Origin of the sequence: Sinomonas humi, assembly GCF_000802235.1 — a bacterium.
Lineage (GTDB): Bacteria > Actinomycetota > Actinomycetes > Actinomycetales > Micrococcaceae > Sinomonas > Sinomonas humi.
Genome location: NZ_JTDL01000144.1, coordinates 127038 through 150746, shown reverse-complemented (window position 1 = coordinate 150746; position 23709 = coordinate 127038). Strand labels below are relative to the sequence as shown.

Below are 23709 nucleotides of genomic sequence, written 5' to 3'. Positions count from 1 at the left end.
GGCCGGGCTCGGTTTCTCTATCTCGAACTGAGGATGGCGGGCTCGGGGCCTTGGTGAACTTCGCGGCAATGGTGCGGTGGGGCCTGGCCGAGGACGATGGGCAGGCCCTTGCGAGCGCGTCCTTCGGCGGCACACTGGCCGGAGCTGGCGTCAGGAACGGCTACACGGTGGTGCTTCCCAACTCGGGAGGCCAATGGTCGCAGACCTACGATCAGCCGGAGCTCGCGGTTGAAGCTGTTGCGGCGAGCCCAGACCGCGCCCGCTCGGAGGTCCAGTCGCTTCTCCAACAGATTGACAGTTTCGCGGCGCTCCTGCAGGCGCGGCAGAATGTTCCCTTGGTTTCCAGGGTGACCACATCGACTGCAAGCATCGCAATTGATGACACCGGGGTGTCGACCAGTACGCGGATACGCGGAATCTTGGGCCTCGCGGCGCTTGGACTCCTTCTTTCGATCCTAGGCGCCGTTTCATTTGACCGTGTTCTCTGCCGCGCTTCATCTCGTGCTGATAGAAGGCGGGGGAATCATGCGGTTTGACGTTGGGGCTACGGCCCGTCGATATCTGGATGCGAAGAGCGTGTTGACGCTCTTCTTGGTCCTGTCCTTCATTCCGTCATACTTGACCATTACCGTTGTCGGATCTGTTGGCCGCCCGGTCACCTTGCTCTGCCTCGGCATGCTCGCTTGGTGGATGGCGCACCAGATACAGCGCCCGTTTGCGCACGGAACAGGGTCCCAAGTGTTGCGGTGGCTTCTTGTGGCCTTCGTCGTCTCAGTACTTGGAAGCTATATCTCGGCTATGTTCCGCGGCATACCGCAGCCAGAGGTCAGCCCCGCGGACAATGGGCTGCTTCGTGCAGCAGCTTTGTGCGGGATATTCCTCGTGGCGCATGACGGACTCCGGAGCTGGGAGAGCATCCTCGTCATGCTGCGTCGTATCGTCGTAGCGGTGGGCCTCATGGCAGCGCTCGGGCTGCTCCAGTTCATGACCAAGAACTCGCTCCTCGGATGGCTCAACATCCCGGGGATGAGCGGCGACGGGATCGGAGGGATTGACACTCGCAGTGGCTTCGTCCGGGCGGCCGGAACTGCAGCTCATCCCCTCGAATATGGAATGCTGCTCTGTTTGGCGCTTCCGCTGGCCCTGACGCTCGCGATGGAGGACAGAGAGCGGCCTGTCGTGGCGCGGTGGTGGCCGGCGTTGGTCATAGCCGCTGCTTCGATCCTCTCGGTATCGCGATCTGCGCTCATCGCCGTCGTCGTAGCTATCGCCGTTCTCTCCTTCTCGTGGACGATGCGGCAGAGGGGCATCGCCATCGGCACTACGGTCGTTCTGCTGGGTGTTGTCTACGCTGCCGTACCCGGCATGGCAGGCACCCTCGTCGGCATGTTCACGGGGGCTGGCCAGGATTCAAGCGTGGCCTCACGGATCAACAGCTACGATGTGGCATTTGGCATGGTTGGACGCCTCCCCGTCTTTGGTCGAGGTTTCGGAACTCTTCTGCCGAGTTACGTGTACCTCGACAATCAATATCTGGGTATCGTCGTTGAACTTGGGCTCGTGGGGTTGCCGGTCATACTCACGCTATTCCTATCCGGAGCGGTCATGGCTTGGTCGTCGCGAAGATGTGCCAGCAGCCGGTTGGAGCGTCAGCTAGGGGCGGCTTTGGCGTCCGCCGTCTGCGCGGGCGCCGTATCGTTCACGTTCTTTGATGCCTTGTCCTTCCCGCTCTCCTCCGCCTTCATGTTCTTCGTCATCGGCATCAGCGGAGCTTACCGGCGCGTCATGCGGGACGGGGCCGTGAGAGCTGTCCATGCGGACGCGATCGCCCCAAGACTCAGACAAAGGATCAACTCGTGATGTCATCTGAAAGTTTGGATCTCCGGTCAACCCATTTCATTCTCACGCGATTCAATGTTCGTGGACGCTACTACAGGGGAGACCCAGGAGACGAATGGCTGCGGCGTCGCCTTGAACTCTTTGCCCGGTATACGTTGCCCTCGTTCAGGGCCCAATCCGTGCGCGACTTCCGATGGCTTGTGCTCATCGACTCCGAGTCTCCACATTGGTTCAGGGCCAAACTCGCCGAGCTGTCGCTGGGATCGTACGAGGTCGTCGAGGTCGAAGGGGCTTTCGACGCTCTCGCGGCAGGGCGCATCGTTCGCGAGCGGCTCGCCACTCCTTTCGTTCTCACGACGCGCGTGGACAACGACGATGCGGTCGCCCGCGATTTCGTAGAGACCATCCAGCGGGCCGCGGTCTCGCCTGAGCAGAGATTTATCAATCTCGTGGATGGGGCTCAGCTCGGGCCGAAGGGGGTCTACCAACGTCCATATACCCAAAATCCATTCATCACTCTGGTCGAGGGCGCGCGGAACCAGCTGCCCGCAACTGTATTCGTGAAGCGGCATTTCGAGGCCTCGAAGTACGCTCCCGTGCTCAACCTGCGATCGAGTCACCCTATGTGGCTTCAGGTGGTGCACGGTGGGAACGTTCTCACCGAGCTCGTCGGACTGCGTATGAAAGCGCGGCGGCTCACACCCTGGTTTGGGTGCGAGATTCCGTGTGGGGACGGCCCCTTCGAGTTCGCGCTCGACTTCACACTGGGTGCAGCCCGGATCGCCGGGCGGCTAGTCGGCGGGCCGCACCGGCTCGTCGAGCTGGGCAGGGCGCTCGCAGCGCGCCCCGCCCAGCGGCTGTAGAGGGCGAACTCTTCTGCCGGCCCCCGCGATCACGGCTCGGCCTCGACGGCGAAGACGCTGTTGGCTGGAACGGATACCGTAAGAGAACTGCCGTCGACCGCGATCGGCCTGGTTGAGGAGCCAGCAGATCCCGGCCCCGCGGTGACCAGCTGGGCTCGCGAGAGGGCTGCTGTTCCCGAGACCTTGATCTGGAAGCGTTGGGTCGAGCTCGTGGGGTTGTCTCCGACCACAGTGACGTGCCCCGTCAGGGGCCCTGCAAAGGCTTCCGAATCAACGGCCTGAGCGCCGCTTGAAACGAGGTGAACCGACCCCGGCGGGATTGCTGCCAAGAGGAGAGACAGGACGTCGAAGCTCCGTCTCGGTGTGTAGGTGCCTGTGGCTTTGTCGTACTTGAGCGCTCCCCAGTAGCCGAAGGCCCCGTGGTGCTCGTAATACCCGTCCCACGCGTCATAGAGTTGGGCGCCGCTGACTCCCTGATCGATGAGGGACAGCAGGTCGTGGGCCATCTGGAAGGCGTGATCCCACGTGTCGGCCTGCTCTACGCCATTGTCACAGCCGTCGCAGGGTGAGTTGAACTCGGTCGCCCAGACGCCCGCCGCTCGCTCCGGGCTCTGGGCGAGGAGATCGGGGACGGAGCCAGCGTTGCCGTCGTAGCTGTGGATCCCGACCTGGGCGATCTTCGCTGCGACGACAGGGTTTGCCAGCAACGCGGGGAGGTACTGGTCATGGGCCGCAGCCGCGCTTGCCGTGTCGGGGACCACAAAGCGGACGTCGCCCATACCAAGCGCATCGAGGCGGTGGCTGAGCTTCTCGAGCAATTCTGTCGCCTGGGCCGGCCCGACCTTGGGGCCTTCAATGCCGTTCCAGTCTGGCTCATTGAAAGGGCTGATGAGTTTGATGGTCAGGTGTTTCTGGTTGCGGCCGTAATCAAGCAGGGAGGCGATCATCCGCACCCAGAAGTCTTCCTTGTCCGGCAGGATCTGACTCCCACCCATCCAAGAGGAGACGCCCCCCATCACGCTGAGCGAGACCGTCTGTCCTGGGAAGGATTCGATGTACGCGATCGTGTTCCAGAGGTCCTGCATCTTCGGACTCTCATAGATGCCCTTGTAATAGTCCTCGTCGATGACATTGGGTGCGCCCACCTGACTCGGTTCCCAATCGGCTTTCTCAATGATGACCCGCCAGGTGATCCGACCGAGGGCGGCGTACCGTTCGATCGCTGGCTTGAGTTGGCCGCCATCCCAGCTGTGCACGTTGGCATCGACGCCGAGCCCCGTCATGGTTTGCTGCTTTGAGCCGACATCAACAGTCATCTCGTCAGTGGTTAGCGGTCCCGCATCAGCTTGGCGCGGTGACGGGGCTGCGGATTCGTCTGGCTGGAGGAGCGGCGGTGCCCCCGCCGGGACGGGGGAGCTGGACGATGACGGTGAGGGACTGAAGTCAGGACCGGCGCATCCAACGGGCAGCAATAGCGCTAGGCAAATGAGCGCCATTGCCACCTGTCGGATGCGCTGCCGTTGGAATCGGGTCACGGAGTCGAGAAGACGACGTCGACCCAATAGTTGGTGGCGTTGTAGCTATTGACCGGGAAGCCAGATGTGCCGTAGACGTATAGGCCGTTCAGATGGCTTGCCGTGCTCTGGAGCCCGTGCAACGGTGGGGCGTCTGCCGAGGACGTGAAGTAGCTGCCATTCGCCGAGTAGAACCCGTTCGGTGCGTAGTACGAGACCACGTAGGTGGTGTTGGCGGAGATGGCGACTGGACTTGAAAGTGTGGCGGTCTGCCATCCGCTCGAGGTCTCGCCTGTGAACGTCACGCTAGCGAGAAGCGTTCCACCGGCAGTCCAGAGGTGGCCGACGTGCGTCCCGGTATTCTGGGACCCCTTGTAGAACTTGATGGCGGTCACCGAACCGGAAACGTCAGAAGTGAACTGCATGCCCAGCTCTACCCCGTTGGGATCGTTGACGTTGACAGTGGACGGCACGGCTGACGACCCGAAGACGCTGCATGGACACGACGACCCCGAGGAGGCAGTCGTGAAGCTCCAGCTGTATGCGGACGGCATCGCCTGGCCGGTGGCGCTCTTCACACCCGAGATCGTTGCAGTGTAGGTGGTGCTCCCAGCGAGTGAGGTGTTGGGAGTGAACGTGTACGTTCCTGTCGCCGAGAGGTTGCCCACCGAGCCTGCGACCGCGGAGCCGCCACTTGAGGCAACTGTGAAAGTTGCCGAGGAGGTGTCTACGGATTGATCGAAGGTCGCAGAGACGGCTGAGGTCACCGGAACCCCCGTTGCTCCTTGTCCTGGAGAGGTGCTGAGGACAACGGGTGCCGCGGGCGAGCCCTGATTGAAGACGGCATCGACCCAATAGTTGGTCGCGTTATAGGTGCTCGTCGGGAAAGACGAGGATGCGCCGTAGGCGTAGACCCCGTTGGGGCCGCTCGCGCCATTGGCGAGGCCGGTGATCGGTGCGGATCCCTGAGCGCTAACGAAACCGTTGCTCGTGTACGAGTAGTTCCCGTTCGGAGCGAAGTACGAGACCACGTACGTGCTGTTGGCACTGACCGAAACAGGAGTCGAGAAGTACGCCTGCTGCCAACCCGAAGCCGTTTCGTTCACGAAGGTCACCGTCGCGAGGAGGGTTCCGTTGGACGACCAGAGGTTCCCGACGTGGGTACCGGTGTTCTGCGAGCCCTTGTAGTAGCGCACCCCAGTGATCTGGCCCGCGACCGTGGTTTGGAACTTCATGCCCAGCTCGACGCTCTGAGGATCATTCGCGGTCGGATTGGCAGGCGTAGCGCTCGAGGGGAAGACACTACACGGGCAGCTGTAGGAGGGAACGGTCGTGAAGCTCCAGCTGTAGGGGGACATCGTCTGGCCCGTTGAATTGGTTGCGCCGCTCACGGTCGCCGTGTACTGGACGTTGTTGGCGAGCGACGCCGAGGGGGTGAAGGTCGCCGTCGTCGTCGTGCTCGAGTAGCCCACAGACCCGGCGACCGTGTTGCCCGATGCATCCTTCAGCACGAATTGGATCGACGATTGCGTCACGGCCTGGCTGAAGGTTGCGCTCACTGCCGTGGTCACTGCAACCCCCGTTGCTCCCGGCGAGGGGCTGGTCGACGAGATGTTGGGCGCCGGCGGTGAGGCGACGGTCGTGAAGCTCCATGAATAGGGGCTCGGCATCGACTGTCCCGTCGAGTTTGCCGCTCCGCTCACCGTAGCCGTGTAGGTCATGTTGTAAGCGAGGGCGGTCGAGGGAGTGAACGTCGCTACTGTCTTGGTGCCGTCAAGGGATGTCGCACCGGAGACGGTAGCTCCGGTTGAATCCTTGAGCGTGAAGTTGACGGAGGACGAGGTGACCGCCTGACTGAACGTCGCGCTTGGTGCCGCGCTCACCGCGACGCCTGTCGCGTTGGCAGTAGGCGATGTCGTTGTGATGGCCGGTGGGGGCGGCGCGGCCGTGGTCGTAAAGCTCCACGAGTACGGGCTGCTCATCGTCTGCCCAGAGGTGTTGCTGGCCCCGCTCACCGTCGCCGTATAGGTCGTGCTGTAGGCGAGAGGCGAAGAGGGTGTAAACGTCGCCACGTTGCTGCTGGGATTCAGGGACGTGGCTCCAGCCACGGAGGCTCCGGTCGAATCCTTCAGGGTGAACGTGACCGAGGAGCTCGTGACCGCCTGGTTGAAGGTGGCGGTCGGCGCCGCATTGATCGCTGCTCCAGTCGAACCGGACGCAGGAGTCGTGCCCGTAACGGCGGGTATCGCGTTGGCGCTCGGGGAGAAGATCGGATCGACCCAGTAGTATTCGGCGTCGTAGATCTGGTTCGGGAACGCCGAGCCCGAGCTGTAGACATAGAAGCCGTTGGGGGAGCTGGGGAGGCTCCTTGTCAGGTGGAGCGGCGGGAAGTCGACCGAGTCGGAACCGGCGGGGGGCGGGGACGGATTGTTGTAGAGATAGGCGCTCGTCTGCGTGTAGTGGCCCTTCGGGGCGTAGTACGAGATGACGTACTTCGTTCCTGCCGTGATGGCTACCGGCTTCGAGAACGTCGCCGTCTGCCAACCCGAGCCTGTCTCGCCAGTAAACGTCACGCTCGCGAGGTTGGTGCCGGAAGCCGTCCACAGATTGCCAATATGCGTGCCGGTGTTGGTGCTCGCCTTGTAGAAGCGGAGGCCGGTCACGGTGCCATTCACATCGGAGTAGAACTGCGCACCAACCTCCGTCGCATTGGTGTCGCCGGAATCGGGCGCGGGCGGGGTCGTGTTGACGCCGAACAGTGAGCAGGGGCAGTTGACGACGACGGTTACTCCCGTTGAAGGGGTTTCGAGATTTCCGCTGTCGTCGACGGCGCGGGACTCGATCGTGGTCGACGGGTTGCCATGCGCGATCCACGAGTAGGTCCAGTTGGTTGTGCCGGTGGCCGGGTGCCAGGTCTTTCCACCGTCGATCGAGACCTCAACTCCGGCCACGATTCCGCCCCCAGAGTCTGAGGCCGTTCCCTTGACCGTCATGGCTGTGCCGTCAGGCACATTCGTTCCGTTGGCGGGTGAGCTGATTGTCGAGGTAGGAGCGGTCGTGTCAGCGGAGGCCGCGGCCAAGGCGAGGCCCGAGATGAGCGTGGCTGGTTGAACCCCCATGTCGGCGAAGAGATTGACCGTAGCCTGCTGCATGGTGGTGTCGGTGCTCTTGCCGGTGGTGAAGTTGTCCAGGCCCCACGACCATTGGACGGTCCCCGCACCGAAGACCAAGGCGCCGCTTGGTGCGCGGTATTCGGTCAGATGATGGGTTGCGGTCTGTCCGTTGGCGGTCTCGCTGCCGTAGTCCGTGAAGACCTGAGCGTTCGTGTAGGTCGTCGACGAGAGATCGAAGAGGCCCGCGGGCCGGAAACCGTTGTCGGCGTCGAGGTCCCATTCGTAGCCAAGCGTGCCGAGCCCTGTCCCGAGCGTAATGGACTGCGATCCGGTGAGATTGGCCACCGGCGTGTTTCTCCACAATCTGAGCTTCGCGTACTGCGCGGGCACGGTGATATCCGTCGTGCCGGAATTCACGTTGAAGAACTGGCCGCTCAGGGAATTCTGGGGGTTTCCGCCCCCGTTGGCGGTGCCGAAGCGAGGATCAGCATAGGACCCGGTCCAAGTGACTGGATCAGTGGGCGTGTTGAAGTGCGTGTCCTTGTAGCAGACGAGGGTGCGTCCCGACGTCGTCGTGCCGGCCTCGCTCGATTCCCAGCGGGTGCGCCAGAACATCTCGTTACCGGTGAACATCGCGATGTTGACGCCCTTGTCCCTCGCCGCCTCGATGTTGGCACGTTGATCGTAGGAGACGTACTCGTCGTGGCCCGAGGTCATGAAGGCCTTGTGGTTGAGCAGGGAAGAAGCGTTCGTTGCCGTGTCGATCCCGGCCTGGTACGTCACGTCGTACCCGTTTTCCTCCATGAATCGGATCATGGGCAGTTCGGCGTAGGTGAGCCAGCTGCGGCCGTTGTCGTCGAGGGCCGTGTGGAACGGGCGATTGTATGAAACCTTGAAGGCGCCCTTGTACGCCTCAGGATTGCCTGGTGGGCAGGCGACGGTGCACTGGTACAGGCTGTTGCCCCCGTAGGTGTTGTACGCCTCCCAGGTTTCGTCGGAAGTCTGGAAGAGGACCGCCGAGTTCGATGAGTCGTTGCGGACCACGAAGACGATCCAGCTGCTTCCGCCCGTGTCGTCACGGACGAGGTGAGCGATGTAAACCCCTGAGACCGCGTTGGCTGGGACGGCCCACGAAGCTGACGCTGCCCAGTTGCCGCAGTCGATGAGGCCCGTGTCCGAGAACGTCTGGCAGGATGGCTGGGATTGGGGCAACGTGGCTGTCGGCTTGAGCCCCGAGGCGATCTTCCGTGCGCCGTTGCCTTGGTAGTACCCAAGCCTGAGGATGTCGAAGTGATACGACTTGGCGTTCGTGCTGATCTTGAAGTTGACGGTCTGGCCGACGTTGACGCTCATTTGCGTCGCATAGCCCTGAATGGTCTCATCTCCGTCGCCGGAAATCATCCAGTCGCTCTGCGGGTCACCCGGCTGGGTGTTCTCGCAGGCGACTGCACTCACGATCGGTGAGCATGGGTTCGTAGCAGCTTTTGCCGGGGGTGCCGAAGCGATCGGGTCGATGGCGGTGAGGACCGCCATGACGAGGAGCGCCGAGGCCCACGCTGCGAGGATGCGGCGCAGGGAACGCCGAGGGGAGAGAGGTCCAATGTGCTGGCCCACGGTGACTCCTTGCTAGAACCTGGAAGAACGGCTAGAACCGCTGGAACGGTCATGGACATCCAGCTCCGCCGGGGCGGGGCCTCTGCGGCTTGGCCGATGCAGCCAGAGCCAGACGTAGCAAGAGGCTGCGCCGATGGCGCCGCCCAAGGTGTTCGTGATGATGTCCCGGGCATTGCCGTCGCGCCCGGGGAGGAGGAGTGCCTGAACGATTTCGATGCTGGTGGTCAGGAGGAAGCACAGGACGACGGCGGCCCAACGGAAGCCCGGGCGCAGCAGCACGGCGAGGAGAAATCCGACGGGAACGAACACCGCGACGTTTGCTGCGGCCGCCACAACGCCGGCCCGGATACCTGCCGGCAGCGGCCCGGGCAGGCGAGGGCCGACCGGGCTAAACACGAGCGCTGCGAGCAGGGCCCCATAAACGGCTAGTGAGCACCACGCCCAGCGCCGTCTCATCGCCGACTGCTTTCGTCGCGCTCCCACTGACGGGTGCCAATGGAACTGGTCGAGCTGCTGGAGCGGGGCTGGCCCCTGCCTGCGAGGGCGAACGACGCGTAGACCGCGGCGTCCAGGGCAGAGAGCGGTCCTCGCACGGAGGCGGCGAGGCCCCGGAGCGTCCGCGCGGTGCTGCTCGGCGCGGCCAGTCCTCGGGGCGTTGCTCCAGAGGACCCAGCCGCCCGGTAGACCCGGTGCAGCGTCGAGGCGAGGGAGGAGGCGGTCCGAGGCGGCCTCACGGTCACTGGGTCGCCCGAAAGTAGCACCTTCTGCTCGGGGGCGAACACCGTGTCCACATAGAAGTCGTCCGCCGCGTCCTCGGGGAACGTCCCGAGCAGGCGGTGACCCTCCTCGGTCATCGCGTAGCACCCCGCGCCCCACAGGGCCGCACGGTTCGAGGGGACCCGCACCCGAGCCCTGTAGTACGCGGCGACGAGCGGGTCGCAGTCCGAAGTGTCGTAGCGGAAGTCAGGGCGCCCGGCCAGGTGCTCATCTTTTGAGAGTTGGGCGAGGATCGAGGCGAGGGCCGTGGGCGGGATCTCGATGTCGGCGTCGAGGTACACGCGCGGCCATCGGCTGGCGGCGGCATCCGCCGCGTTGAGGGCACGGGCCTTGCCCGGCTCCGGAAGGTCCAGAACGCGAACGCCCGCGTAGGCCGCCGCGATCTCCGCGGTCCGGTCCGTGCAGGCGTTGCAGGCGACGATCACCTCGACGCGACCGCTCTCGAGCGCAGGCCGGAGCCCCTCGAGCGTCCGCGCGATGACGGCTTCCTCGTTGTGGGCCGGGATCACGACGCTCCCCTCGGGATGCGTTGTGTGCCCCGGTCCCAGAGGATGCCGCGTGGCGTGCGGCAGGGCGGCCCAGCCCCTGGGCTTGAGCAGCGTCGCGAGTGTGTGCCGGTGCGCGGCGCCCGTCGCGCGGAGCGCTTCACGGACGACGACGCCGGCGGCGGCCAGCGCGGCGGGCCCGCCTGGGTGGTGCTTGCGCATGTAGCGGATGCGGTTGACGGCCATGAGGGCGGCGAGCGCGTCCGACGTCCCCGACCCAGCGCCCGAATGCATCACACGCGCGGCGGGCTCGAACCACACATCGAAGCCGAGTCCGCGCAGCGTCCGGCAGTAGTCCGTCTCCTCGGAGTACATGAAGTAGCGCTCGTCCCACGGCCCGGCCGCCGCGGCCGCCTCCGAGGAGACGAGGATGGCAGCCCCCGTAGCCCAGTCGACGGTATGGGCGTGCACGTAGCTCTCGGCGTCGTAGTCGGTCTCGGCGATCCATTGGGGGCGCCGCGCGAACCGCGCGCCGAACAGGGCGTCGCCCCACGTGCGCACAGCGCTGGGTTCCCGTCGCAGCGACGGGTACCGGTCGCCGTCGTGCGTGAGCATGAGCGGCACCACCGCCCCGGCTTCGCTCCGCCGCAGCCGTGCGAGCAGCGCTGCGATGGCCGAGGGCAGCACCTCCGTGTCGGGGTTGAGCACGAGGTACGCCTCTGCGGGCCCGGCGACGGCCATCGCGGCGTTGATCGCCCCCGCGTACCCGAGGTTGCCGCCCGTCGAGAACGCCACGACGTCCGGGTGCTTGGCGACAGCCTCGAGCGTCGCGGGGTCGGGGGAGTTGTCCGCGACCACGACCCGCAGGCGAAGAGCGGCGGCCTCTGCCCGCAGGGAGTCGAGGAGCCGCCCTACCAGGTCCGCGCTTTGGTACGTCGGCACGAGGACGGCGACGTCGACCGGTTCCCCCGGGGGAACGAAAGCGGGTTCCGCGTCCGATTCCAGGGCTGGGAGCCCTGAGGCCGCGCGCGCGTCAGCCATCCCTCGGCCGGCGGGGTGGGCGGCACGGGCGGACGCCCTCGCCGCTGCTGCCCGTGCCTGCGCCGAGAGGGCCACGGCGCCCGAGGGCGCGCTGTGACGCCGGAGCCGCACGTATGCCTCGGGGCCCTGAACCAGGTACCGCTCGGAGAGCCGTGCCGGCTCGAGGGCGAGGCGCCATGCCCACTCGAAGCCGTGCTCCGCGACCCAGACCGGCGCACGCCGCACGCGCTCTGCGAGGAAGTCCATGACAGCGCCGAACGCGAGCAGGACCCGCGCTCCCGTCTTGGCACCGTGCTCCGCGATCCACAGTTCCTGACGTGGCTTGCCGAGGCCCACCACGAGGACGTCGGCTCCCGTCGCGGCGACGGAGCGGGCCACGACGTCGGACATCGCCCGGTCTTCGAGCTCGCCGCGACTCGGGGACCAGAAGCCCGCGACCTGGAGCCCTGGCCGGTGCTCGGCGAGTCGACCGCGGAGGAGGACCTGTGCGTCCGGGCTCCCGCCGAAGAAGCCAACGCGCAGGCCGTCCGCCTCGCACCGGTCGAGGAGCGGCGCAATGAGGTCGCTGCCTGCGAGGCGCGGCCATGCGCGTCCGGTGAGCCGTTCCGCGTGCGCCGCAAGAGGGGCTCCGTCCAGGAGCGTGAGCCAGTCGACGCCGTCGGCTGCGTCGAGTGCCCGATGCCACCTGCCCCCGTGGCCGAAGTGGTACAGGTGGTCGAGGTTGGCCGAGACGACTCCGAGCGGGCGGTCGCGCACGCGGCAGTCGGCGAGGATCGCGTCTACGGCGTCGCCGCCTTCGAGCAGCGTGACGGCTGTGCCGCCGAGCATGACCGGGCGCGCCTCCCGGGGAAGGAACTGCGGACGGGCCTCGGCGCTCATGCCTGCTCCCGCCGCAAGTGCCCATTCAGTTCCAGGTAGCGCAGGCCCGTCGCCGGGCACAGCCAGGCCTTCGCGCCGGCGCCGATTTCGCCGTCGGGCTTGAGCTGATAGCCAGCCTCGCCCACCCAGCCGATTTGGCGCGCAGGGATCCCCGCCACGAGTGCGTAGTCCGGAGCGTCCTTGACGACGACGGCGCCGGCCGCCACCGTGGCCCAGGCACCGATGCGGACGGGAGCCACACAGACTGCCCGCGCCCCGATGGAGGCTCCCCGCCCGACGCGGACGCCGACGGCGTCCCAGTCGGCGGCAGTTTTGAGCTCACCTCGGGGGGTGATTGCGCGGGGGTGGAGATCGTTCGTGAAGACGACGGCGGGGCCGATGAAGGCCCCGTCCTCAACAATCGCCGGCTCGTAGACGAGGGCGTAGTTCTCGATTTTGCAGCGATCCCCGATCTTCGTTCCCGGGCCCACGTAGACACCCCGGCCCACGACGCACTCGCGGCCGAGTCTCGTCCCTGAGCGCAGGTGGGCGTACTGCCAAATGACGGTCCCGTCGCCGACAACTGCTCCGTCCTCGACCTCAGCGGTCGGGTCAATCCGGATCATGCCCCTCCATCCCCTGTCGCCTCAGCAGCGCGTTTCGCTCAGCTGCGTGGTGGCTCTGTCGCGCTGGCACCAACAGTCCTGATGGGCCGGGAGAGCGGCAATGCGGTTCGGGGGAAACGCGTCCTCTCAGGGGCGGAATCGGGTGGTGCTGGTGCCGTGGCCGTTTGGGCCACGCGTACGGGCTTCGGATCCTTGCAAGTAGTCGTTCGGCTGCTCTCAGCGCTGCCTGCGTACCCGCTACTGGCGCTCGGAGAGGGCCAGCGCCGCGGGGTGGAAGCGTGTGGCGAGCACGATCGCTTGGTCTCATTAGGCAATCCGGGCGCGTCGAGGCAGTGTGCGCGCGGTCGGGGTGTTGCCTGCTGCGTACCGCGCAAGGGTTCCCACTCGGAGGGAGCGTGCAAGCTCGGGTACCGACTACTCGTGACGTTCCCGCCCCGGCAGGGCTTCACTGGTTGGAGTGAGATTCCGGAAGCAGCACCGGAAGGAATCTGGGAAGCCAGGAGCAGGCCATGTCGGCCAGGAGCAGGTCATGCTAGGGCGCATCCAAGGAGGAGGCAGGGCATGACGGTTTTGGCAGGGGCTAGGGTGCTGGTGACAGGGGGAGCCGGCACTGTTGGTTCCACCATCGTCGATCGGCTGTTGGACGCTGGCGTGGAGCACGTCGATGTCCTCGACAACCTCAGCTCGGGAAGACTGGCGAACCTCGGCCACGCTCTTGCGACTGGAAGGGTCCGGCTCGTCGAGGGCGACCTCCGTGACCGTGACGCCGTCCACGACGCGACGGTCGGGAAGGACCTGGTCTTCCACGAGGCCGCCATCCGGGTGGCGCAATGCCCCGAGGAGCCGCGGCTGGCACTCGATGTCCTCGTCGACGGAACGTTCACCGTGCTCGAGGCGGCATCCCAGCACGGCGTCGACAAGGTGGTCCTCGCCTCGAATGCTTCCGTCTACGGCAATCCTGACGAGCTGCCGATGGCCGAGCGCCAGTGCCCCAACACGCGGACGCTGTATGGCGCCGCGAAGTGTTTCGCCGAAGGCCTCGCCCGGAGTTTCCGCGCCATGTACGGATTGGACTACGTTGCCCTGCGCTACTTCGACGTGTATGGGCCGCGAATGGACGTTTACGGGCTCTACACGGAAGTGCTCGTGCGCTGGATGGAGCGCATCGCGGACGGTCGGCCGCCTCTCGTGTACGGCAACGGCGAGCAGACCATGGACTTCGTCTACACGACCGACGTCGCGAGGGCCAACATCTACGCCGCCGAGGCGCCGGTGTACGAAGGCGTCTACAACGTGGGGAGTGGCATCGAGACGAGTCTCCTCGCGCTGGCAGTCGCTTTGCTCGACGCGATGAATTCTGACCTCTCGGTCGAGTTCGGGCCGGAGCGAGAGCCCGACGGGGTCACGCGGAGGCTCGCCGATACGAGAGCAGCGGCGCGGGACCTGGGCTTCTGGGCCGAGGTGCCCCTTGACGAGGGGCTGCGCCGCCTCGTCGCCTGGTGGTGTCCGCTCCGCGAAGAGATCGCAGCGGCCCGGGTCGTGGCGGCCTCGTGAGCCCTTCCAGCTGAAGGGACGACGCCTTCAGAGGACGAACCCTTCAGAGCTTGTTGATGAGTCCCTCTTCTAAGGCTTGTTGCTCCCTAGGGCTTGTTGTTCTCTAGGGCTTGTTGTTGAACACGTCGGTGCCGAAGGCCTTGAGGCCGGGGGCGGCTGCGTAGCCGAGGCGGGGGAGGGAGAAGATGTCCTCGACGGTGGCGAGCAGGCTGTAGTGGTTGTAGGGGGTCTCCGAGGTTGTCCCGCCCTTGACGAAGGGTGAGAGAACGAGGGCTCCGATCCTCCCCCCGGCAGTGCCGCCCGGCAGGAGCCCGTCCGGCCCGGCATTCGTGCCGTCGGCTTCGTCGAAGGTGATGACGAGCATGCCGTCCTGCTTGTAGGCCGGGGAGGCCAGGATGGCCGGGACCTGCTGGCTCAGCCAGGCGTCGGCGCTCGTCAGTCCGCCGGGGCGTCCGTCCACGCAGGGGGCATCGTGGCCGTCGTCGCACAGGTTCGGCGAGATGTAGGAGAAATTGGGCGTCGTGTCGGCGGACTTCAGATCGGTGGCGAGCTGGGTGAATGGGACGACATTGCTCTCGCACTCGGGGGATGAGGTGATCGACTCGAAGTACACGAACGGGTTGTGGCGGGTGGCATACTCATCGCCCACCGCAGCGGAGTGGTGGTTGTCCTTGGCGCCGAGCGTGGGATGCTCACAGGCGGTCTGCATGTCCTCCATGTAGGCCTTCCAGGTCTTGCCGGCAGCGGTGAGCTGCCCGGCGACTGTGGGGACCGAGTCGGGGTACACGCAGCCGCTTCCCTGCAGCTGACCGGGCGCCGCGGTTCCTGTCTGCTCGAACGGGGCATAGACCGTGCAGTCGTTCTCGGTCGCGGTGTTCGGCGCCTGCCCTGAAATCTGCGCAAGGTAGTTCGGAGCCGAATGATGTGCGATCCCATAGTACTGGGAGAGCAGGACACCCTGCGAACGCAGGGTCTGGGACAGATAGGTGGCCACCGAGGTCGTGCCCCACGTCTTGAGGTAGTTCTTGTTCTCGAGGTTGATCACGAAGACGTGGCCCACGTTCCGCGGAGCGGACGCGACGGTCGAAGGCGAGGATGTGCACCCTGTCAACGCGAGCACGAGGGTGGCCACAGCAATCAACCACGACCGCCATCCTGACGGCCTTTTCGCTCCGCTTTCCGTGATCGTCCGCGTCATAGCTTTCCAGCTTTCCCCTATATGCCGAATCTGAGCTGAATCGACGAGCAGTTGTCGCAGGAGGGATGCTCGGCATCCGCATTGTCAACTGCTAAAACTGTTGCACAACAGGCATGGAATTGCCACGGAGAAGGCCTATGAATGTCTCGGAACTCTGCCCTCTCCGTTCACGCATTCTTCTGCTGTGCCGCCCTGCATCGCGCGCCTTCACGTGCGCCCCGGGTACGGCCCCACGCTCTGCCTGGCGGCCTCTCGACGGCTGCCTGAAGCACGGCCGTCCAAGTGGTTCAGGTGCGAGATTCTGTGCGTGAGCGCGAGTACTAGGTACACCTGCAGGGACTCGCCGGAGCTCACGGCGGGCTTTCGCGTACTGGCTACTCGTGCCCCGCGGCAGTGGCCTCAGTAGCATTGCCAGATGATGATGGATTTCCCGACGGTGATACCTGTGCACCTTTCGGGGACTTTCTGACACGAGGTGAAGCGGTGTCTGTTCCAGCTTTAGCAGAGACCATTCGGGAGAGTGCCTGAAATGGCTTTCTCTGGGGGGCAGCCACGTCACCACGGGGATAATTTATGCCTGCTCTCAAGAGCGGCACATGTGAATTTTGCTGCAGTTATTTCCTTGGGTGAGGTGACCTCTTGCCGCAGCTTCAGCTCGCCAGCCGACTTTATGGGCGGGGTGAGGCGACTATGAATTGGGAGCACTCCGGGAAACGAATACGCGCGCTCGGTGTCGCGGCTGTCCTCGTCCTGCCCCTGACCGGCAGCTCGCTGGCCCTCCCGCCCCATAAGGGGACCTGCCAGCCGTCGACGAGCACGCCGGCTGACGGCTATCGCGGCACCGTGGTGACGGCTGACAACTTCGAATCAGGAACGATGTCCGGGCATACCGTGCAGACAAGCGGGACGGGAACGGTCTCGGTCTCCTCGGCGCGGGCACACACGGGCACCTGTTCCGCATACCTGCATGCGACCGCAGATCCAGGCTCGCTAGCGGAATTCTCGACCTCCCTCCCTGGGCGAACGCGGGAGGTCTACGCCGATGGATGGTTCGACGTCGTCCAGGCCGGCGAACCGCGGGATGACGTGCCGTACTTCCGCTTCTTCTCGGCGAGCACCCGCTTCGTCGACGTCTACCGGCACAACAGCAACGGCCAGCTGTGGCTGAGGGTCCTCGCTCCCGACGGGTCGTTCGCCTACACGTGCCTCGTGGCGTCCAGCATCTCTTTGAATGCCTGGCACCACGTGGCAGTTCACGTCGTGCCGGACGGGCGCGAGACAACCGTCCAGGTGTGGTTCGACGGTTCCCGCGTGTACTCCAGCTCGCAGGTGAAGACAGTGGCCTCTTCCGTGTCCAGCGTGGTGAACGGAGCTGAGCATTACCAGCAAATGGAGGACACCTACATTGACGACCTCGTCGTAAGGAGCGTGACCAGTTGAGCCGAACCATGAGCAGCGCCGTACGCGTGACTCAACCTCAGAACAGCCTGAGCTTTGACATCCATGGGCTTGTTGCAGTCCAGGTTGAGCCGGGAACGCCAGGAGAAGCACAGCTGCGGGACATGCTGTCCCCGTTTGTGGGCGATTCCCTTGCAGCCAAACGGCTGCGCGTCGGTGCTGACTACAGTTCCTTCGCCGATCAGTCGCGTGCCGAGGACGCCTATCGCTATACCGACCGATCGCTGTTCATCCCCGAAGACCGGGTTCAAGTCGTCCAGACGGACGATGGGTACCGCGTGGAAGGCCGCGGCGAGCTTCTCACGGCGGTCATCCCTCTGCTGGACCGGTTGTGCGTCCAGGAGAAGACGGCGATGGTCCATGCGGCGATCGTGGACTATGGCGGCGCCGGCGTCTTGCTGCCTGCGTGGGGAGGCGTCGGGAAGACGAGCACGGTGGCAAAGCTCCTCGCCCTCCCAGAGGTCGGGTTCATGGCCGACGACTGGGGCTTTCTCAGCTCAGACGGGACGCTGCTGAGCTACGCAAAGCCAATGTTCATCAAGCCGCACCACCGGGAGATCTATCCGGAGCTCTTCCAGGGGTCCCGGAAGCCTCTGGCGCCGGGGTGGCTGACTCCGACGATCTCGCAGCTGGCCACCGCCGTCCACCCGGTGATCGTCCGCTATCCGCGGACCGCCTCGTTCACACGGCGTTGGTCACCCGAGCATCGGATGGTGCACCCCGAGGAGGTCTTCGGTGCCGAGAGGGTCTCAAGCCGGGCGCCCGTGCAGTTGGCCATGTTCCTCGAGCGCTACGGAGGGGACGACGCCGAGCTGGAACAGGCAAGCCTCGAATGGATGACGTCGAGAATCGTCGGCAACTTCCACTCGGAACTGCCCATGGTCTCGCGCCGTCTGGTGGAGGCCCTTGGCGCCACGGGCCTCGTGCCCCTGCAGGACCACTTCGGTGAGAAGGCCGCCGTCGTCCGCGCGGCGCTCCAAGGCGTCCCCTGCTGGCGGCTGAGACTTCCGAGCTCATGGTCTGCCGACAGGGCCTCGGACCTCGTGTGCCAAGTGGTTCGTTCCAAGCTGGACCGGTAAGGGGGGACGGCGATGGGCCAGTCGCCAGTGCTTGATGTCTCGGTGATAGTTCCCGCGCGAAATGCGGCCAAGTGGCTCGCCCGCTGCCTGCAGTCGATCCGCAGGCAGCATCCGCAGGAAATCATCGTCGTGGACGGCTGTTCCATGGACGCCACGGTCGAAATCGCGCGCTCATACGGGGCCCGGGTCATTTCGGATGAGGGGAGCGGGCTGCCGGCGGCCCGGATGCTGGGTGCGCGGACCGCCGCCTGTAGCGTCGTCGCGCTCATCGACTCCGACGTCATCCTTCCTGCCGGTGCTCTCGGCAGCCTGTTGAAGGAATTCGAAGAGGGCGGCTACGACGGGCTTCAGTTCGGCCTCGTCAGCGAGGCGGACGGGCACGGATATTGGGGTGCGGCGCTCGCTTGGCACCACAATCACAGCCGCGTGCGCTCGTGGTTCGGAGTCTGCGCGACGCTCATGCGCCGCGAGGTTCTGATGGACATCAGGTTCGATGAAACGTTCAGCTCCGGCGAAGACATCGAATTGCGGATCCGCTTGGAGAACGCCGGTCGCAAGATCGGCGTCTCCACGACGACGTTGGTGAGGCACCAATTCGCGGACACGTTCGAGTTTGCCCGTGACCAGTGGCTCCAGGACGGGGCGGGCTTGGCCTTCACGATCCGGAAGCACCCAAAGAGGGGCGGTTGGCTCCTCCTTCTGCCCTTGCTGGCAACCGTGCGAGGGATCGGCCTATCGCTGGTCCACGCGCCTCGATTCCTGCCGTACTGGGTGTGCTTCCTGCTCTACAACTACCGCGCCATGGTGTCGGGACTTCTGCACACAGCTCCCCAAGGACTCTCGATGGGGGGCAACACCGCTTGGCTCTCCGCCGCCCGCGTGGCGCCTATGGTGACGGGCTTCCTCTTCTGGGGCCTCGCAGCCTTCCTCCTGCCGCCAGCCCAGCTCGGCCTGGGCTCGGCGGTTGTCTCGGCCGCCTTGCTGACGGTTCAGCTCGCCCTGTTGGGGGTGGGCCCGGCGATCCTGACGCTGCTTCCGGGCCAGGACGACGGCGGCCGGCGCTTGACGGCGACGAGCCTCCTTGTGGTGGGGTCGTCGTCGTTCGCGGTTTCGGCGGGGCTTGCCTTGGTGACCCGCGCGCTGGGTCCGGGCGTCGGGGAGGCCTGGAATGATCCGCTCGTCCTGGGCGTCTTCCTCGTGGCTTCGGTCTTCGCTGGCGTCGCGTACCAGCTGGATCACATCGGGGTGGCACAGTCCCGGGCGGACCTCGCGATGCTGCGCAGCATCGTCCAGAGCTTGGTGCAACTGGGGGCGCTGGTCTTCTGCCTCGTAATCGGCTACCGGAATGTCGGGGCGGTGGTGGGAGCGTTCGCGGCTGGAGCCGTGGCGAGCGTGGTCCTTGGAATCCGCCTGCTTGCCCGAGCCGGTCTTTCGCCCCTGTGGAGGGAAGGGATCAGGCTGCCGGAGGCGTGGAGCCTGCTGCGGCGCGGATTGCCGAATCATGCGCTCATGCTCGCGGACCGGGCACCCGGCTACCTTCTCCCTCTGATCCTGGCCGCCACTCTCAGCGCCTCGGCAACGGCGTCGTGGTACATGGTCTGGATGCTGGCATCGGCCGTCTTCTTCGTTCCCCAGTCAGCCGGCTACTCCCTCCAAACCAAACTCGCGAGGCCAGACTCGGGGCTGTCCCTGGTCCAGGGGGCGCTGCGCATCAGTTTCATCCTGACGGTTGCATCGGGTGCGCTTCTCCTCGTGGCCGGCCCACTCGTGCTGTCGGTGATCGGACCTCAGTACGGGCGAGCGTGGGTGCTCCTCCTGCTCCTGATTCCGGCACTGGTCCTGTGCTGCGTCACGCAGGTCTACTACGGGGTCTGCCGGGCGACGGGCCGACTGGCTGAGGCGACCTCCGTGGCGGTGCTTGCAGCGCTCATGGCGGTCCTTCCCGCCGTCGTCGTGGCGCAGAACTTTGCCCTCACGGGTGTTTCCGTCCTCTGGCTCCTGGCCCAGGCCGCAGCAGCGCTGGTCGCCGCGTTGCGCCTGCGCAGTATGACGACGGCCTCCCGAACCCTCGTTTCCTACGAGGTGGCGCCCCCGGGTCTGGCCGGATCGAACAGATTGGAGCCGCGATGACTACGGAGGACCTCTCCCTGATCGCTGATCCTCCCCTGATCAGCCACTATCCTCCGTTGCAGGTGGAGCGCCATCTGGCGTCGCCCGCGCACAGGAAATCGCGCAGTGAGACCTGGCTCGGTTACACCAAACTGCCTTCGTACAGCTGGGCTCTCGTGGCTGTCGCCCTCGCGGCGTTGGTACTCGGCGTCGAGTCTCTGCTTCGCGTCAACCTGCAGTCGATCGGAGCTCTGGGCCTGGTCAGCGCCCTGCCGCCCACGTACTTCTTTGCGTTGGGGCTCGCTCTCGTGGGCTTTGTGGCCACTCTCAGCCTGCACAAGGCGCGCCCCGCTCTCTTGACGCTCCAGGTTCTCGTACTGGTGGTGATCCTCCAGGGAGCCGATCCGATCATCCACGGACTTCCTCGGCTCGAGGCGAGCTACCGCCATCTGGGCATCGCTGATTACATCGCCCAGACGGGCCACCTCGATCCCAGGCTCGACGCCTACTTCAACTGGCCGGGCTTCTTCTCGCTGCTGGCGATGCTCTCGGGCTCCACGGGCTCGCGGGACCTCAGCAGCGTGGCGACCTGGGCACCTATCGGCATCAACATCCTCATGCTGGTGCCGCTCCTCGCTCTCGCGTCGAGGATGACCTCGAACTGGCGGCACGCTTGGGCCAGCGTCTGGATGTTCTATCTGGCCAGCTGGGTCGGTCAGGACTACCTCTCCCCTCAGGCATTCGCGTTCCTGCTCATGGTGATCCTGCTCGCGTGCGTCCTGACGGTCTTCGGTGGGTGGGCTTGGCCGCCGAACAAGCAGCGCCTCATCGCCCGCCTGAAGCGGATCGTGACCTTCTTGGACCCAGCGGTCCACTTGCGGCAGAGAACCGGGCTTGCGCGCGGCGACCTCGCGGTACTCGGGCTTGGGTGCACCCTCTTCATCGTGGCCATGACGGCCGCCCATCAGCTCACGCCGTTCGCGGTTGTCCCCGTCTTGGCCGCGTTCCTTCTCACGGGCCGGCTTCGGCTGAGGATGCTGACGCTCCTGGCGATCGTGTTCCCGATCGTATGGCTGGCAGTCGTTGCAGCCCCATATACGGTAGGGCACATCGATTCGCTCATCGGTTCCCTCGGCGAGCTCGGGCAGACGACGTCGAAGGCCGTCACCGGCAGGATCGCGGGCAGCGACGAACACCTCTTCGTTGTCAACACCCGCCTGGCCGAAACAGCGGGCGTCCTTATCCTGGGGTCGATCGGTGCCGTTGTAGCACGGGGGCGCCGCGTCTCGTGGCTCACGGCAGCGCTGGGGGCAGGGATGCCAGTTGTCCTGTACGTGGTTCAGCCCTACGGGGGCGAGCTCCTACTGCGCCTCTACATGTATGGGTTGCCCTTCGCCGCGATCCTCATGGTTGTGCCTCTCATGCGGAAGAGTTCCGCTCCTCTCGGCTGGATGCGGGCATTGGGCCTGCTCCTGCTCAGTTCCGTGCTCGCGATGACCACAATCGTCTCCAGATATGGAAACGATCTCGTGGAGAACTTCACCCCCGACGAGATCAACGTCGTCAACCAGCTGTACGCGGTGGCCCCACCGGGGTCGGTGCTCATCGAGGCCGTCCACAACACGCCCTGGCGATCGCAGGAATACGCGGGCTACAAGTACGACACCTTGCTGTCTGCCGTCGCTACGCCGACCGTCACGCGCCTCACGTGCGGCACCGTGGAATGGCTGGGCCAGTCCGCGGGGGCATACCTGATCGTCACCAAGAGCCAGGTGGATGAGGCCGAGACGCTGGGAATCGGTCCGCAAGGAGATGTGAACCGCTTCGTTAGTACCTGTAGCACGCGGCCCGGCTGGTCCTTGGTCTATCAGAATCCCGGGGGAGTCGTTTACCACATCCAAGGGGCAGGCAATGCAAAATAGACGTCTTCTGCTCATCGGCGCAATTGCGGTTCTGACGGCCGCTGCCATTCCATTCTCGTTTGTCGGCGCCCCCGGACTCAGGCTCGCGGTGATCGGATTGTTCCTCCTCGTGGGTCCAGGTTCGGCCCTTGTCCTGATGCTCAGGCTGAGTACCGAATCGAACCGCTTCGGCAACCTGTTGGTGCCCCTCCTCGTGTCAATGGCCATCGGCATGAGCCTCGCAATCTCGCTCATCGTCTCGACCGTCATGGTGTACGCCGGCCTGTGGAACCCACCGGTAGCCGTAGCCTCCCTGGCCGGGGCAACCTTGGTCTTGCTGGCCTTCGACGCGGTCAGGCACGGGTGGCGCCTTGCTCGGATTCCCGGCCGCAGCGCAGGGGCTCCTGGCAGCACGGCTCGGGCTTCTACGGCTCGGGCTTCTTCTGGCCCAGCGGGCTAACCCAGCGCCCAAATCGCTACCCAGTCGACATAGAGGTGGCCCTGGGTCTTCGGGTCCGGGCACGTTGGGAGACAGGACTCAGTCTGGAGCAAGTAATGCATCGGCAAGTCAGGAACTCCTGACGTGCTCGCACCGATCGACTTCCCGTTGAGGAAGAATTCGACGCGGCCCGGGGTCCACTCGATCGTTGCGGTGTTCCACGTCTGGAACGATGCGTCCGATTGGAAGACCGCGGACGGCAATTCTTGAGTCGAGCCAGCGCTGTGGAGGGCAGCGAAGAATTTGGAGGACAAATCCTGTTCCGGGTAGTCAATTTCGCCGTCTTGCGGCCAGATCCCGCTGTCCGGCCATAGCAGCCATGCCGTCTTGAACCCAGGAAGGGCATCGGACCTGAAGCGTACGGAGTACATCCCATACGTTTGGCTATTGTAGGGACGCTGGCTGTCTCCATTGATCTTCGGTGCTGGTGCCGCACCCATGGAGACCCCGTTCTGCGAATGCAGGTACATGTCCATCATGCCGTTGTGGATGCTCAGGACTTTGGACGGGTAGTAGCCTGACCTGCCGCCATTCTTCTGCCCCGCGGTATCGGGGGTGGCGTCAAAATAGTTCGCGCTCCATTTGGCGCTGAACGAGCCGGGGAAACTGCCGAGCGGTACATTGCCTTCAGTGAAGTCGTCGGCGAATACTTGCTTCCAGCCTGGCGGATTGCCCAGCGGCACAGCCTCTCCCGAGGGCGACGTCGGGTCGCGCCGAATGAGGGAAGCGGTGGGGTCGGCATCAACGGTCGTGGGAGTCGGACTGCCTGCTCCTGGCGTACTGCTGGTCCCCGTTGGACTACTTGTCGACGTCGCGTTGTCCCCCGGAGATGGATTGGCTGCCGGAGCCGGCTTGGCTGGGGGTCTGGGGCTACCTGGCGGCGAAGGGGCCACGCTACTCGTTTCGGCCTGAGCAGGGCCCGGCGCCTTGCTGGAGGCCAGCGAAACGACTCCCCAGACGATGCCCGCAACCAGCACGGAGACGAGGAAGCCTTGTAGCAATCTCCGCCACGCCCTGTCCACCAGCGCCATACTCCCTCTTGCGGTGCCTCTCGCTGCATCTTCGAGTGACCGCCGCGCGACTCTAAGTAGCTAGGGGAGCGATCGACGCGTACTGGCTCCGGGACCCCGGAAGTAGTGGCTCGGGGCGGCTCCAAGTACGACGGGTACGGACTACTCGTG

Annotated in this window: 15 protein-coding genes; 8 read left to right on the top strand and 7 right to left on the bottom strand. The window is 65.1% G+C overall.

What is annotated here, in order from left to right; all coding sequences use genetic code 11:
• Positions 1–525: 525 nt before the first annotated feature.
• Positions 526–1860, top strand: a complete 1335-nt coding sequence (locus LK10_RS17535) for an O-antigen ligase family protein (protein WP_052207518.1) — start codon at positions 526–528, stop codon at positions 1858–1860.
• Positions 1860–2702 carry a glycosyltransferase gene (locus tag LK10_RS17530; protein ID WP_081998644.1) on the top strand — a complete coding sequence of 281 codons (843 nt, stop codon included), beginning with the start codon at positions 1860–1862 and terminating at the stop codon, positions 2700–2702. The genes LK10_RS17535 and LK10_RS17530 overlap by 1 nt, the downstream gene beginning before the upstream one ends.
• Before the next feature lie 29 nt (positions 2703–2731).
• Here the strand turns inward: LK10_RS17530 and LK10_RS17525 are convergent, their stop codons facing one another.
• The 5 genes from LK10_RS17525 to LK10_RS17500 form a co-directional block, all read right to left on the bottom strand.
• On the bottom strand, positions 2732–3985 hold the full coding sequence (locus LK10_RS17525; protein ID WP_197061982.1) for a glycosyl hydrolase: 1254 nt from the start codon (positions 3983–3985) through the stop codon (positions 2732–2734).
• Between the two features lie 248 nt (positions 3986–4233).
• The gene (locus LK10_RS17520) at positions 4234–8943 is read right to left on the bottom strand and encodes a DUF4082 domain-containing protein (RefSeq protein WP_231567825.1); all 4710 of its coding nucleotides are present in this window, start codon (positions 8941–8943) and stop codon (positions 4234–4236) included.
• A gap of 12 nt (positions 8944–8955) precedes the next feature.
• Complete coding sequence (locus LK10_RS21045; RefSeq protein WP_052207517.1) at positions 8956–9276, bottom strand: VanZ family protein; 321 nt, start codon at positions 9274–9276, stop codon at positions 8956–8958.
• 119 nt (positions 9277–9395) lie between these two features.
• Positions 9396–12125, bottom strand: a complete 2730-nt coding sequence (locus tag LK10_RS21570; RefSeq protein ID WP_081998642.1) for a WecB/TagA/CpsF family glycosyltransferase — start codon at positions 12123–12125, stop codon at positions 9396–9398.
• Positions 12122–12730, bottom strand: a complete 609-nt coding sequence (locus tag LK10_RS17500; protein ID WP_043126436.1) for an N-acetyltransferase — start codon at positions 12728–12730, stop codon at positions 12122–12124. Before LK10_RS17500 ends, LK10_RS21570 begins: the two co-directional genes overlap by 4 nt.
• A 561-nt stretch (positions 12731–13291) precedes the next feature.
• Here LK10_RS17500 and LK10_RS17495 point away from each other — a divergent pair.
• Positions 13292–14284: an NAD-dependent epimerase/dehydratase family protein gene (locus tag LK10_RS17495; RefSeq protein ID WP_043126434.1), complete on the top strand. Its 993-nt coding sequence runs from the start codon at positions 13292–13294 to the stop codon at positions 14282–14284.
• Between the two features lie 103 nt (positions 14285–14387).
• On the opposite strand, the gene LK10_RS17490 is transcribed toward LK10_RS17495, so the two are convergent.
• A complete protein-coding gene (locus tag LK10_RS17490; RefSeq protein ID WP_231567824.1) occupies positions 14388–15416 on the bottom strand; it encodes an alkaline phosphatase family protein in 1029 nt (342 codons plus the stop codon).
• 756 nt (positions 15417–16172) lie between these two features.
• Between LK10_RS17490 and LK10_RS17485 the strand changes: the two genes are divergently transcribed.
• From LK10_RS17485 to LK10_RS17465, 5 genes are read left to right on the top strand one after another with little or no spacing between them, the layout of a single operon-like run.
• A complete protein-coding gene (locus LK10_RS17485; protein WP_043126432.1) occupies positions 16173–16922 on the top strand; it encodes a hypothetical protein in 750 nt (249 codons plus the stop codon).
• Positions 16919–18019, top strand: a complete 1101-nt coding sequence (locus LK10_RS17480; protein ID WP_231567823.1) for a hypothetical protein — start codon at positions 16919–16921, stop codon at positions 18017–18019. The genes LK10_RS17485 and LK10_RS17480 overlap by 4 nt, the downstream gene beginning before the upstream one ends.
• Positions 18020–18031: 12 nt before the next feature.
• A complete protein-coding gene (locus tag LK10_RS21565) occupies positions 18032–20149 on the top strand; it encodes a glycosyltransferase (protein ID WP_081998640.1) in 2118 nt (705 codons plus the stop codon).
• Positions 20146–22050 (top strand): hypothetical protein, encoded by a 1905-nt coding sequence (locus tag LK10_RS17470; protein WP_231567822.1) that lies wholly within the window; start codon positions 20146–20148, stop codon positions 22048–22050. Before LK10_RS21565 ends, LK10_RS17470 begins: the two co-directional genes overlap by 4 nt.
• Positions 22040–22489: a hypothetical protein gene (locus tag LK10_RS17465; protein WP_197061981.1), complete on the top strand. Its 450-nt coding sequence runs from the start codon at positions 22040–22042 to the stop codon at positions 22487–22489. The genes LK10_RS17470 and LK10_RS17465 overlap by 11 nt, the downstream gene beginning before the upstream one ends.
• Here LK10_RS17465 and LK10_RS17460 read toward each other — a convergent pair.
• A complete protein-coding gene (locus LK10_RS17460; RefSeq protein WP_231567821.1) occupies positions 22486–23211 on the bottom strand; it encodes a glycoside hydrolase family 16 protein in 726 nt (241 codons plus the stop codon). The genes LK10_RS17465 and LK10_RS17460 overlap by 4 nt on opposite strands.
• Positions 23212–23709: the final 498 nt, after the last annotated feature.